A 12760-nucleotide genomic window follows, 5' to 3' on the forward strand; every position below is an offset into this window, starting at 1 on the left:
AGATCGCAGCCTTCGGCAGCTGTGGTCGAGGCGAAGGTTTCAGTGTTGGGCTTTGTGATCCAGCGCGGCGTAGAAGTTGGCGCTCTGTTGCAGGTATTTCTGGGTGTAGCTCTGGGTGTGGGATTTTTTGCTGTTGATTTCAACGTTGGCACTGGCTGGCAGTACAACGGTGGCGGAGATGGCGGAAGCGGCGATGACGGAGAAGAGATTGAAGTTCATGGCGGTAACCCTCGTGTTCGGTTGGCTTGCTTGCCCGGTTGGGCTGTGGAGCAAACTTAACGCTCGAGGGTTGATCGCTTGAAATGCTTTGTAGCATTACCGGATATCAGCGCGATTAATACAAAGAGACAGGCCCCGTAAACCGGGGCCTGTGGCTTATTGTCGCACCAGAAACTTGAGGTCGCTCGGCGCGTCCATCGGCAGTTTTTGCACGGTTTTGCCGAGCAGACCGGTCTTGCCATCACGTTCGACGACGACAATCTGGTTGCTCTTCTGGTTGGCGATCAGCAGGAATTTGCCACTCGGATCAAGGCTGAATTCGCGCGGGTGATCACCTTCCACCGAGCGTTTTTGCAGCTCTTTGAGCTGGGCAGTCGCCGGATCGATCGCGAACACCACCAATTGATTGGCGGTACCACGGTTGCTGACGTAGAGGAACTTGCCATCCGCCGAGGCGTGCAAAGCGGCACCGGCCTTGTCCGAAGTCGGCTGGCCGGCGGCCAGATCGACCAGTTGCGTCTGGGTCAGCACGCCGTCGTTGTAATCGAATACCGCGACTTGCGCGCTCATTTCCATGGTCAGCCAGGCGTGTTTGCCATCGGCGCTGAACAATAGATGACGCGGGCCGCTGCCGGCGGGCAACGTCACCGAGGCAGTTTTCGCCGGGGTCAGCGGCAGGTCTGGATTGGCCTTCGGGTCGAATTTGTAGATGAAGACCTTGTCCGCGCCCAGGTCATTGGAGAACACGTAACGACCGTCCGGCGAAGAGATCGTCGAGTGCACGTGGTTCGACGCCTGACGCTCGGGATTAACCCGGCTCGCCGGGTGCGCGCTCATCTGCACGACGGGTTTGAGTTTGCCGTCGGCACCGACTGGCAACACCGCCAGGGTTCCGCCCGGATCTTCCACCACCGAATAATTGCTGACGAACAGGTGACTGGCGTCACTGCTGAGGCTGGAATGAGTTGGCTCGTTGCCCAGGCTCTGCACCTGATTGATCAGAGTCAGGGCGTGGGTTTTCGGATCAATCGAATAGCTGCTGACGCGGCCGACCGGGTCTTTTTGGCCCGGGCCGTTTTCATTGACCACGAACAGCCGATGCTGGTCTTTGGACAGGGTCAGCCACGACGGGTTTTCGCTCTTGACCACTTGCAGCGGCTTGGCGTCGATCTGGCCGGTGGCGCTGTCGAAGTTCATTCGATAGATGCCCTGGCTGGTGCCGGCGGTGTAGGAACCGACCAGCAACTGGAAGCTTTCTGCCGATGCCGTGGACAGGCCCATGGCACCGACGCTGCCGGCCATCAGCAGCGGCCAGAATTTACGCATTTTCATCAGTGTCATCCTCGTCGTCGCTGCTGCTGACTACATCGCCATGACACACCAGGCGGTGTTCGCCGATCGCTTTGGTTTCATTGAAGTAGCCGACGATCAACCAGCTCTGCAGTGAGTCATCGAAGGTTGCCGCGGCAACCTGAGCCGGCGTGAATTCCCAATGCTTGGCCGCTCGGCCATCGATACATTCGATGTGCAGGTTGTCGTCTTCGTCGAGGGCGAATTCGAAGGCATGCAGGCCGTCGATTTCGACCATACCGCAGTGTTCGAGGGCGTTGAGAAGGGTTTGGGCAGTCATGGCAAACAGTCTTTCTAGGGGGGAAAGGGCCAATGATAGCTCAATGTGATCCAGAGGCCCCGCTGTTACCCCTGTGGGAGCGAGCTTGCTCGCGAATGCAGTGTGTCAGTCGACAAATATGTTTCTGATACACCGCTTTCGCGAGCAAGCTCGCTCCCACAGGGGATATTGGCTGGCAGTTACAGCGCGTCGCGCGAGGGCTTGCCGTCGACCAGGCGCTGGATGCGCAGCGGGTTGGCGTTTTTCAGCGGCTCGGGCAACAAGCTGTCCGGGTAGTTCTGGAAGCACACCGGGCGCAGGAAACGGTCGATCGCCAGCGTACCGACAGAGGTGCCGCGCGCATCTGACGTCGCCGGATACGGCCCGCCATGCACCATCGAATCACACACCTCGACACCGGTCGGATAACCGTTGAGCAGGATCCGCCCGACCTTCTGTTCCAGCAACGGCGTCAGCTCAGGGAAACGCTCGAAGTCCGCCTGCTCGCCAATGATCGTCGCCGTCAGTTGCCCGTGCAGGCCATGCAGTGCGGCGCTGAGTTGCGCCTTGTCCGCCACTTCGACAATCACCGTGGTCGGACCGAACACTTCTTCCTGCAGCACTTCATCGCCATTGATCAACAGGCTGGCATCGGCCTTGAACAACTGCGGTTGCGCCTGGTTACCCTGCTGCGGATTGCCGGCCAGATGCTCGATGCCGGAATGCGCCAACAGCTTCTGCAAACCTTTGCCATAGCTCCCGAGGGTGCCGGCGTTGAGCATGGTTTGTGCCGGCTGATCACCGATCAAACCGACGACTTGCTGCACGAACGCGCTGAACTGCGGTGAGCTAATACCGATCACCAGACCCGGATTGGTACAGAACTGGCCGCAGCCCTGCACCACCGAAGCGGTCAGCTCGCGGGCAACCGTTTCCGAACGTTCGGCAAGCGCCTGCGGCAAGACAATCACCGGGTTGATGCTCGACATTTCGGCGAACACCGGGATCGGCTGCGGGCGTGCCGCGGCCATGTCACACAGTGCCCGACCGCCCTTGAGCGAACCGGTGAAACCGACTGCTTGAATCGCCGGGTGCTTGACCAGCCACTCACCGACACCACCGCCGTAAATCATATTGAACACACCGGCCGGCATCGCGGTTTTTTCGGCGGCGCGGATCAGCGCGTCGGCAACCAATTCCGCTGTCGCCATGTGGCCGCCGTGGGCCTTGAACACCACCGGGCAACCGGCGGCCAATGCTGAAGCGGTGTCGCCGCCAGCCGTGGAAAACGCCAGTGGAAAGTTGCTCGCACCGAACACGGCTACGGGACCGAGACCGATGCGGTATTGGCGCAGATCAGGACGTGGCAATGGCTGGCGATCCGGCAACGGAAGATCAATCCGTGCACCGTAGAAATCACCCCGGCGCAACACTTTGGCGAACAAGCGCATTTGCCCGCTGGTGCGTCCGCGCTCGCCTTGAATACGCCCGGCTGGCAACGCCGTTTCGCGGCAGACCACGGCGACGAAGTCATCACCGAGGGCATCCAGTTCATCGGCAATCGCATCAAGGAACTGCGCGCGGCGTTCGGCGCTGAGGCTGCGATAGGACGGGTACGCGGCAGCGGCGGCTTTGGCGGCGGCGTCGACTTCTTCAGCCGTGGCCTGGATGAAATCGTGGGGCAGTTGTTCGCCGGTGGTGGCGTCGACGGATTGCAATTTGACGTTGCCAGCGGCGCTGCGCTGACCACCGATGTAGTTGTGACCGAGAATCTGAGTCATGGGATCTCCTTAAAGGGTGGCGATGCTGTCCGGTTCGAACGCGGTTGCAATCGGCACGATGCCGTTGACCAGCGGCGCGCCGAATTCGGCCTGGCTGATTTCGAACAGGTCGCCCGGCTGCGTGCGAATGCCGTCGGCAAACGACAGGGTCGCAGTACCGAAGAAGTGAATGTGCACGTCGCCCGGACGGAGGAACTGACGGTATTTGAAGTGGTGGTATTCGAGGTTGGCGAGGCTGTGGCACATGTTCGCCTCGCCGCTGAGAAACTCGTTCTGCCAGAGCACTTCACCGTCACGCAGGATGCGACTGGTGCCGGCAAGGTGTTGAGGCAATTCACCGGTGCGAAGTTCCGGGCCGTAGCTGCAACTGCGCAGTTTCGAGTGCGCCAGGTACAGGTAATTCTTGCGCTCCATGATGTGATCGGAGAACTCGTTGCCCACCGCAAAGCCCAGTCGATACGGCTTGCCGTCGTTGCCGATGATGTACAGCCCGGCCATCTCAGGTTCTTCGCCGGCGTCTTCGGCAAACGGTGGTACCGGGAAGGGTTGGCCCGGGCGGACGACGATGCTGCCGTCGCCTTTATAAAACCATTCCGGTTGCACACCGGCCTGCCCCGCCGCCGGTTTGCCGCCCTCCACGCCCCATTTGAAGATGCGCATGGTGTCGGTCATCGTCGCTTCGTCGCCGGCCTGCTGGTGCATTTTGTCCCGCGCCGAAGCGCTGCCCAGATGGGTCAGGCCGGTGCCGCTGATCAGCATGTGTGCCGGGTCCGGGTGGTCGAGGGGCGGCAGGATGCGCAGTTGCGCGAGCAGTTCGGCGTAGTCGTGGCTGATGCCGAGGCCGAGGGTCTGCACTTGCTGCTCCAGGGTGCTGCCAGCCTCGATCGCGGCCAACGCCAGATCGCGGGTGCTGCGCGCGTCCTGCACTTCGCGCACCAGACCGTTGTCGACCACGCCGACGCGGCGCTCGCCGTTGCTTAATTCGAATTGAACCAGATGCATGATTTTCTCCTATTCCCTCAAAAACACCGCCTATCCCTTGTGGGAGCGAGCCTGCTCGCGAAAGCGGTGCATCAGTCACCGGAGATGCTGGCTGTGCCGGCCTCTTCGCGAGCAAGCTCGCTCCCACAGGGGGGTCAGCGTTGGTCTGTCAGGTTCGTGTGGCGCCTCGGGCACTGGCGGCAAATTGGTCAACGGGCAGGACGTGTTTGCGTTCCAGCACGCGGTAAACGATTCCGGTCAGGATCAAGCCAAACACCATCACCCCCGAGAGGAAATACAAGCCGGACGCAAGATTTCCGGTGTATTCCTTCAACGCCCCAATTACGAACGGCCCGATGTAGCCACCCAGATTCCCCACCGAATTGATCAAGGCAATCCCCGCCGCCGCACTCGCGCCGGCAAAGAACCGGCCCGGCAAGGTCCAGAACACCGCCGTGCAGGAAAACAGCGCGAACGCCACCAGACACAGCGCTGCCAGTTGCGCCACCGGCAACGACAGCCACGCACTCAGGAACAAGCCAATCGCACCCAGCACATAAAGCACGGCGAGATGGCCGTAGCGATCATTCATGCGATCGGAACTGCGCGGCACGATCAGCAAACCGATGATCCCGAAGATGTACGGCACCGACGACACAAAACCGGTGACCAGATCGCTGCCGCCGAACTGTTTGATCAGCGTCGGTAACCACAAACCCAGGCCATAAATACTCAACGTTACCGGCAGGTAAAACAGCGCCAGCAGCAACACGCGTTTGTCTTTCAGCGCATGCAGCGGATTGCCGTGACGGGTCTGGCCGTATGCCTGCAGATCCTTTTTCAGCTCGCCGGTCAGCCAGTCTTTTTCCGCCTGATCCATCCATTTCACTTGCTGTGGGCCGTCCGGCAACCAGCGCAGCACCGGCCAGGTCAGCAGGATCGCCGGGGTGCCGATGACAATGAACAGCCACTGCCAGCCATGCAGGCCAAGGACGCCGTCCATGCCGAGCAAACCGCCGGACACCGGGCCGGTGATCATCATGGCGATCGGTTGCGAAAGAATGAACAGCCCGAGGATCTTGCCGCGATGGCGCACCGGGAACCATTGGGTGATGTAGTAGAGAACGCCGGGGAAGAACCCCGCCTCGGCCGCGCCGAGCAGAAAGCGCATCACGTAAAAACTGTGCGGCCCCTGGACGAACGCCATGCCGATGGTGATGGCGCCCCAGGTGATCATGATTCGTGCGAACCAGCGTCGGGCGCCGAAGCGTTCGAGCATCAGGTTGCTGGGGATTTCGAGGAGGAAGTAGCCAATGAAGAACAGCCCGGCGCCGAGGCCGTAAGCCGCATCGCCGATGCCGATGTCGGCGCCCATGTGCAGCTTGGCGAAGCCGACGGCGGAGCGATCCACATAGGCGATCAGGTACAGCAGGATCAGGAAAGGAATCAGTTTCAGCGTGATGCGCCGTATCAGCCGCAGTTCCTGGCTCATGAGATCGGTCTCCGATTGTTGTTTTTATAGAACCTCGGGGGACGCCTCTCACGGAAAACCGTCAGGGCCATCCCTCCGTCGAAAACGACTATATAGTAATACTAATTCACCAACAACACTTCCAAACCTAGGTTTTTGAGCTTAGATTAAGCCGTAGCTGGAACACTATAGTCATACAATAAGAGAATCGATCATGTCTGATAAGAAACCCACCCTGCGCTCCGCCCAATGGTTTGGCACGGCCGACAAGAACGGCTTCATGTACCGCAGCTGGATGAAGAATCAGGGCATCGCCGACCACCAGTTCCACGGCAAGCCGATCATCGGCATCTGCAACACCTGGTCGGAACTGACCCCGTGCAACGCGCACTTCCGTCAGATCGCGGAGCACGTCAAACGCGGGGTGATCGAGGCTGGCGGTTTTCCAGTGGAATTCCCGGTGTTCTCCAACGGCGAATCGAACCTGCGCCCGACCGCCATGCTCACCCGCAACCTGGCGAGCATGGACGTTGAAGAGGCGATTCGTGGCAACCCGATTGACGGCGTAGTGCTGCTGACCGGTTGCGACAAAACCACCCCGGCGCTGCTGATGGGCGCGGCCAGTTGCGACGTGCCGGCCATCGTGGTGACCGGCGGGCCGATGCTCAACGGCAAGCACAAGGGCAAGGACATCGGTTCCGGCACCGTGGTCTGGCAACTCAGCGAACAGGTCAAGGCCGGCACTATCACTATCGACGATTTCCTCGCGGCCGAGGGCGGCATGTCGCGTTCGGCGGGCACCTGCAACACCATGGGCACGGCGTCGACCATGGCCTGTATGGCTGAAGCGCTCGGCACTTCCCTGCCGCACAACGCGGCGATTCCGGCGGTGGATGCGCGCCGTTATGTGTTGGCGCACATGTCCGGCATGCGCGCGGTGGAGATGGTTCGCGAAGACCTTCGTCTGTCGAAGATCCTCACCAAGGAAGCCTTCGAAAACGCTATTCGGGTTAACGCGGCCATCGGTGGTTCGACCAACGCGGTGATTCACTTGAAAGCCATCGCCGGGCGCATCGGTGTCGAGCTGGATCTGGATGACTGGACGCGCATCGGTCGCGGCATGCCGACCATTGTCGACCTGCAACCGTCGGGGCGTTTCCTGATGGAAGAGTTTTATTACGCCGGTGGTTTACCAGCGGTGTTGCGCCGTCTCGGTGAAGCCAATCTGATTCCGAACCCGAATGCGCTGACGGTGAACGGCAAGTCCATCGGCGAGAACACCAAGGACGCGCCGATCTATGGCGAAGACGAGGTGATCCGCACGCTCGACAATCCGATTCGCGCCGACGGTGGCATCTGCGTATTGCGCGGCAATCTGGCGCCACTCGGCGCGGTGCTCAAGCCGTCCGCCGCAACGCCTGAGCTGATGCAGCATCGCGGCCGTGCGGTGGTGTTCGAGAACTTCGACATGTACAAGGCGCGGATCAACGACCCGGAGCTGGACGTCGATAAGGATTCGATTCTGGTGATGAAGAACTGCGGGCCAAAGGGTTATCCGGGCATGGCCGAAGTCGGCAACATGGGTTTGCCGGCCAAGCTGTTGGCCCAGGGTGTGACCGACATGGTGCGCATTTCCGATGCGCGGATGAGCGGCACGGCGTACGGCACGGTGGTTTTGCACGTGGCGCCGGAAGCGGCGGCTGGCGGACCTTTGGCGACGGTGCAGGAAGGCGACTGGATCGAGCTGGATTGCGCCACCGGGCGTTTGCACCTGGACATTCCGGATGCCGAACTGGCCGCGCGCATGGCGGATCTGCAACCACCACAGCAGTTGTTGGTGGGCGGGTATCGTCAGTTGTACATCGACCATGTGCTGCAGGCGGATCAGGGGTGTGACTTTGATTTCCTCGTGGGTTGCCGAGGAGCTGAAGTGCCGCGTCATTCTCACTGATCACACAAATCCCTGTGGGAGCGAGCTTGCTCGCGAAGGCGGCGGTACATTCAACAGTTATGTTGTTTGACCCACCGCTTTCGCGAGCAAGCTCGCTCCCACAGTTGTTCTTTACCCGCCTCAAGATTGTGCCGTGCCTGCTATGATGCGCGGCATCTCCATCGCTCAGGATTGCCCCGCTCCCCATGGATTACCGCAAACCTTCCGACCGCAAAAGCATGCACTCGCGCATCGTCCAGGAACTGGGCATGCAGATCGTCTCCGGACGCTTCTTGCCCGACGACAAACTGCCCGCCGAAGCCTTGCTCTGCGAGGAGTACGCGGTCAGCCGGCCGGTGTTGCGTGAAGCCACGCGGGTGTTGGTGGCCAAGGGTTTGGTGTATTCGAAGCCACGCGTCGGCACAGTGGTGAAGGCGCGCCGCGAATGGCACATGCTCGACCCCGACGTGCTGCACTGGTTGATGCAAAGCAGCCCGCAGAATGAATTCTTCAATGTGCTGACCAGTGTGCGCAGCATCATTGAGCCAGCTGCCGCTGCCCTCGCCGCTCAACATGCGACCGACGCTGAAATTGCGGGGATTGGTGAGGCGTACCAGCGCATGGAAGCGGCGCCGACGCCGGAAGCGTTGTTGCAGCCGGATCTGGATTTCCATAGCCGGATCGCCGATGCGACGCACAATGATCTGTTGGCGAATCTGTGCAATATGTTGTCGGTGGCGATTGCCGAGGCGTTGAAGCATTCGAATCAGCGGCCGAATCTGCATGAACTGGCGCTGCCTCGGCATAAGGCGATTTTGACGGCGATCGAGAATCGGGATGCGCTGGGGGCTCGGCATGCGACGTTGGTGCAGCTGGATGATGCGCGTAGTGCGTTGAGTGTTGTGCTTGGCGCTGAACTTACTTAACGCTTGAGATCTTCTGCCCTCACCCTAGCCCTCTCCCAGAGGTAGAGGGGACCGATTGGGGGATATTCCAGATCTACGCCGACTTGAACGATTTGTAGTGAATCCAAAATCGACTGGCATCTCAAGTCGAACGATCTGTTGTGAATCCATAATCGACTCGGTATCTCAGGTCGATGTATCAAGCCGCACACCTCGGTCAGTCCCCTCTCCCTCCGGGAGAGGGTTAGGGTGAGGGGCTCTTGATCTTGAGCCACAAAAAAAGCCGCAACCCCAAGGTTGCGGCTTTGTCGTTTCAAACCCTCGGATCAGTGGGCAAACAACGAATTACCCTTCTGCCCCGCCAGTTTCTCCGGCTTGATCAGGAACTTCGCCAGTGCCGGCAGCAGCCACAGCGCACCGAACATGTTCCACAGCAGCATGAAGGTCAGCATCAGGCCCATGTCGGCCTGGAACTTGATCGCCGAGAAGATCCAGGTGCACACGCCGATCGCCAGGCACAGGCCGGTGAACAGCACCGCTTTACCGGTGGATTTCAGCGTCTGGTAATAGGCTTCCTGCAAAGGCAGACCGGCCCGCAGGAAACTCTCCAGACGGCTGTAGATGTAGATGCCGTAGTCGACACCAATCCCCACGCCCAGCGCCACCACCGGCAGCGTCGCGACTTTCACGCCGATGCCCATGAACGCCATCAGCGCGTTGCCGAGTACCGAGGTCAGCACCAGCGGCAGGACGATGCACAAGGTCGCCGCCCACGAACGGAAGGTGATCATGCACATCACCGCCACGCAGATGTACACCAGAATCAGGATGGTCAGCTCAGCCTGTTTGATGACTTCGTTGGTGGCCGCTTCGATCCCGGCGTTACCGGCCGCGAGGATGAATTCCAGGCCGTCCTTGTTATTGTCCTTGGCGAATTCCTGCACGGCGGCCACCGCACGATCGAGGGTTTCAGCCTTGTGATCGTTGAGGAACACCAGCACCGGCGCCAGTGAGCAACTGTTGTTGTACAGGCCATCCGCACGGGCAATCGAGTTGTTCAGCACGTCCGGGTTGCGCGACAGGGTTTCCCATTTCAGGTTGCCCTCGTTCATGCCCTTGATCATCTGCTTGGACACGGTCACCAGCGAGATCGCCGACTGCACGCCCTCAGTGTTCTGCATCTTCCACATCAACTCATCGATCGGCGCCATGGCTTCATAGCGTGAGCAGCCTTCAGCCTTGGTCTTGACCATCACCACCAGCACGTCGGAACTGGTCGAGTAGTTGTTGATGATGAAGTTGTTGTCCTTGTTGTAGCGCGAGTCCGGACGCAGTTCCGGCGCGCCCTGGTCGAGGTCGCCGATTTTCAGGTTCTGGCTGTACCAGAGGCCGCCACCGAAAGCGATCAGCGCCAGCACCACCGAGATGCGCGCGACTTTCGGGTTGGCGAAGTTCGACAGCAGGCGCCAGAACGGGTGTTCGCGGTTGGCGTCCTTCTTGCTTCGGGCAATCGCGCGTTTGCTGATGCCGACATAGGAAATCGCCACCGGCAGCAAGATAAGGTTGGTGAACACGATCACCGCGACGCCGATCGACGCGCCGATGGCCAGCTCACGGATCACGCCGATGTCGATGATCAGCAGTGTGATGAAACCCACCGCATCCGCGAGAATCGCGATCATCCCCGGCAGGAACAGTTGCCGGAAGGTGCGTCGCGCAGCCGTCAGTGCGTTGTCGGCCTCGCTGGATTGCAGGGCGATACCGTTGATCTTCTGCACGCCGTGGGAAATGCCGATGGCGAAGATCAGGAACGGCACCAGCATCGAATACGGATCGAGCCCGAAGCCGAAGAAGTGCATCAACCCAAGCTGCCAGACCACCGCCACCAACGTGGTACTCAACACCGCGATGGTGCTGCGCAGGCAGTTGGTGAACCACAACAGCAGAATCAGCGTGATGACGAAGGCGATGCCGAAGAACATCACCACCATCACCAGACCGTCGATCAGGTCGCCGACCTTCTTGGCGAAACCGACGATGTGGATTTTGACGTTGGGGTTCTGCGCTTCGAACTTGTTGCGGATCTTGTCTTCGAGTTCATGGGAGAACTTGCGGTAGTCCAGGGCGAGCAACTTGCCCTGGTCTTCCGGGTCCGGGTAGGACTCCAGCAGCGGGATGTCGACGATGCTCGACTTGAAGTCGTTGGCCACCAGACGCCCGACCTGACCGGACTTGAGCACGTTGTTGCGCAGCAGATCGAGGCTGTCCTGTGAGCCGTTATAGCTCTGCGGGATCACTTCACCGCCGGCAAAACCCTCTTCGGTCACTTCGGTCCAGCGTACGCTCGGGCTCCACAGCGACTTCAGGCCGGAGCGGTCGACGCCGGAGATGTAGAACACCTCGTCGTTGATCTGGCGCAGGGTCTCCATGTATTCCTTGGAGAAGATGTCACCGTCCCTGGCTTCCACCGAAATGCGCACGGTGTTGCCCAGGTTGGCCAGATCGTTGCGGTGCTCCATCATCTTCTCGATGAACGGATGCTGGAGCGGGATCATTTTTTCGAAACTGGTCGACGGCCGGATCAGCGTCGCCTGCCAGAACAGGAAAATGCTCACCACCAGGCAGATGAGGATCACGGCCGGGCGGTTGTTGAAAATCAGGCGTTCAAGATACGTCGCCTTTTCCTGCTGAGGAGTGATCAAGGAAGTCATAGCCCCGCCTTCTTATTATTAACTTCGGCGCCGTTTGGCTGTGTGGTGTGGACGCCACCCTGCCCGGTCAGAATCAGGTTGCCGTCGCCGGCAGCGGTGACGGAAGACAGCGAGATGCGGTCCGGACGGTTGAACACGCTGAAGGTTTCGCCATTGTCGCTGCTGCTGATCACCGAGCCGCCGTTGCCGACGATCACGATCGAACCGTCGGCGAGCAAGGTTGCGCCGGACAGGCCGAACTCCAATGCACCACGTGCGGCTTTCAGTTCGACCTGCTCCCAGGTGCTGCCGAAATCAGTGGAGCGGTAGAGGTTGCCGCGCAAGCCATAAGCCAGCAGGGTCTGCGGTTGCGCCGTGCCGATCACGCCGAACAGCGAACCTTCGTACGGGCCTTCGAGTTTTTCCCAGGTCTGGCCCCAGTCGGCGGAGCGAAACATGCTGCCCGACTCGCCAACGATGAACAGCCCGGCTTCTTTCACCGCCGCGATGGCGTTGAGGTGGAATTGATCTTCGTTGTCGAGGCGGTCGCTGACGTCTTCCCAGTTTTTGCCGCCATCGGTGGTTTCCAGCAACGCGCCATAAGCGCCCACGGCGAAGCCGCTGTTGACGTCCTTGAACCAGACGTCGAGCAGCGGCGATTCACGTTTGAGGTCTTCGAATTGCTTGGTCCAGGTCAGACCGCCGTCTGCGCTGGCGAGGATTTGCGCGTCGTGCCCGACCGCCCAGCCGTGCTTGTCGTCGACAAAATACACCGCGGTCAGCAGTTGCCGGCTCGGCACCTTGGCCTGGGTCCAGGTTTTGCCCTGGTCATCGGAATAGACAATGTGCCCGCGATCCCCGACCGCGACCAGGCGCGTGCCGGCGTGGACGACATCGAGAATCAGGCTTTTCGCGGCTTTGGTGGATTCAGTGGCATAGACCACGTCGGCTGGCGCCTCGGCGGCCATCACCGGTGCCGATAACGTGGCAAAGCCCAGCAGAGAGAGTGCTGTGGCCAGCAACGCGGTGTTGCGTAACGCCGGCGGGCGGCAACGACTCATAGACCTTCCCCTATTTATTATTGTTAGGCCATTTGGCCTTCAAGGGCGCCGCAAGTGTGCTCCGCTGATGGCTGCTCAGGAGCATAGTCCTGAAACCCGCAATCCAGAGCCAC

General features: G+C 60.2%; 10 protein-coding genes. 2 read left to right on the top strand and 8 right to left on the bottom strand.

The genetic code is table 11. The annotated features are described in order from the left end of the window. Positions 1–39: 39 nt before the first annotated feature. From A8O26_RS22015 to A8O26_RS22040, 6 genes are all read right to left on the bottom strand, one after another. Complete coding sequence (locus tag A8O26_RS22015) at positions 40–219, bottom strand: hypothetical protein (RefSeq protein ID WP_007917967.1); 180 nt, start codon at positions 217–219, stop codon at positions 40–42. A 156-nt stretch (positions 220–375) separates the two neighbouring features. Next, positions 376–1551, bottom strand: coding sequence for a lactonase family protein (locus tag A8O26_RS22020; protein ID WP_064119847.1), 1176 nt, complete (start codon positions 1549–1551; stop codon positions 376–378). Further along, a complete protein-coding gene (locus tag A8O26_RS22025; RefSeq protein ID WP_008088034.1) occupies positions 1538–1849 on the bottom strand; it encodes a DUF5629 family protein in 312 nt (103 codons plus the stop codon). Before A8O26_RS22025 ends, A8O26_RS22020 begins: the two co-directional genes overlap by 14 nt. Before the next feature lie 179 nt (positions 1850–2028). Next, positions 2029–3609, bottom strand: a complete 1581-nt coding sequence (locus A8O26_RS22030) for an aldehyde dehydrogenase (NADP(+)) (RefSeq protein WP_064119848.1) — start codon at positions 3607–3609, stop codon at positions 2029–2031. Between the two features lie 9 nt (positions 3610–3618). After that, entirely contained in the window at positions 3619–4611 is a 993-nt protein-coding gene (gene araD1 / locus A8O26_RS22035) for an AraD1 family protein (protein WP_064119849.1), read from the bottom strand. A 148-nt stretch (positions 4612–4759) separates the two neighbouring features. Then, positions 4760–6082, bottom strand: coding sequence for an MFS transporter (locus tag A8O26_RS22040; RefSeq protein WP_064119850.1), 1323 nt, complete (start codon positions 6080–6082; stop codon positions 4760–4762). A gap of 193 nt (positions 6083–6275) precedes the next feature. Here A8O26_RS22040 and A8O26_RS22045 point away from each other — a divergent pair, with 193 nt between their 5' ends. Beyond that, positions 6276–8012 (top strand): IlvD/Edd family dehydratase, encoded by a 1737-nt coding sequence (locus A8O26_RS22045; RefSeq protein ID WP_064119851.1) that lies wholly within the window; start codon positions 6276–6278, stop codon positions 8010–8012. A 185-nt stretch (positions 8013–8197) separates the two neighbouring features. Further along, complete coding sequence (locus tag A8O26_RS22050; RefSeq protein ID WP_064119852.1) at positions 8198–8917, top strand: FadR/GntR family transcriptional regulator; 720 nt, start codon at positions 8198–8200, stop codon at positions 8915–8917. A 305-nt stretch (positions 8918–9222) separates the two neighbouring features. Here A8O26_RS22050 and A8O26_RS22055 read toward each other — a convergent pair whose 3' ends face one another. Beyond that, positions 9223–11607, bottom strand: coding sequence for an efflux RND transporter permease subunit (locus tag A8O26_RS22055; protein ID WP_064119853.1), 2385 nt, complete (start codon positions 11605–11607; stop codon positions 9223–9225). Continuing rightward, a complete protein-coding gene (locus A8O26_RS22060; protein ID WP_064119854.1) occupies positions 11604–12647 on the bottom strand; it encodes a WD40/YVTN/BNR-like repeat-containing protein in 1044 nt (347 codons plus the stop codon). The genes A8O26_RS22055 and A8O26_RS22060 overlap by 4 nt, the downstream gene beginning before the upstream one ends. Positions 12648–12760: the final 113 nt, after the last annotated feature.

This window comes from Pseudomonas fluorescens (assembly GCF_001648775.1).
Taxonomy (GTDB): Bacteria; Pseudomonadota; Gammaproteobacteria; order Pseudomonadales; family Pseudomonadaceae; genus Aquipseudomonas; species Aquipseudomonas fluorescens_M.

Coding starts and splice junctions, on each gene's coding strand:
- A8O26_RS22015 (WP_007917967.1), bottom strand. CDS start 219: ATGAACTTCAATCTCTTCTCCGTCATCGCCGCTTCCGCCATCTCCGCC.
- A8O26_RS22020 (WP_064119847.1), bottom strand. CDS start 1,551: ATGAAAATGCGTAAATTCTGGCCGCTGCTGATGGCCGGCAGCGTCGGT.
- A8O26_RS22025 (WP_008088034.1), bottom strand. CDS start 1,849: ATGACTGCCCAAACCCTTCTCAACGCCCTCGAACACTGCGGTATGGTC.
- A8O26_RS22030 (WP_064119848.1), bottom strand. CDS start 3,609: ATGACTCAGATTCTCGGTCACAACTACATCGGTGGTCAGCGCAGCGCC.
- araD1 (WP_064119849.1), bottom strand. CDS start 4,611: ATGCATCTGGTTCAATTCGAATTAAGCAACGGCGAGCGCCGCGTCGGC.
- A8O26_RS22040 (WP_064119850.1), bottom strand. CDS start 6,082: ATGAGCCAGGAACTGCGGCTGATACGGCGCATCACGCTGAAACTGATT.
- A8O26_RS22045 (WP_064119851.1), top strand. CDS start 6,276: ATGTCTGATAAGAAACCCACCCTGCGCTCCGCCCAATGGTTTGGCACG.
- A8O26_RS22050 (WP_064119852.1), top strand. CDS start 8,198: ATGGATTACCGCAAACCTTCCGACCGCAAAAGCATGCACTCGCGCATC.
- A8O26_RS22055 (WP_064119853.1), bottom strand. CDS start 11,607: ATGACTTCCTTGATCACTCCTCAGCAGGAAAAGGCGACGTATCTTGAA.
- A8O26_RS22060 (WP_064119854.1), bottom strand. CDS start 12,647: ATGAGTCGTTGCCGCCCGCCGGCGTTACGCAACACCGCGTTGCTGGCC.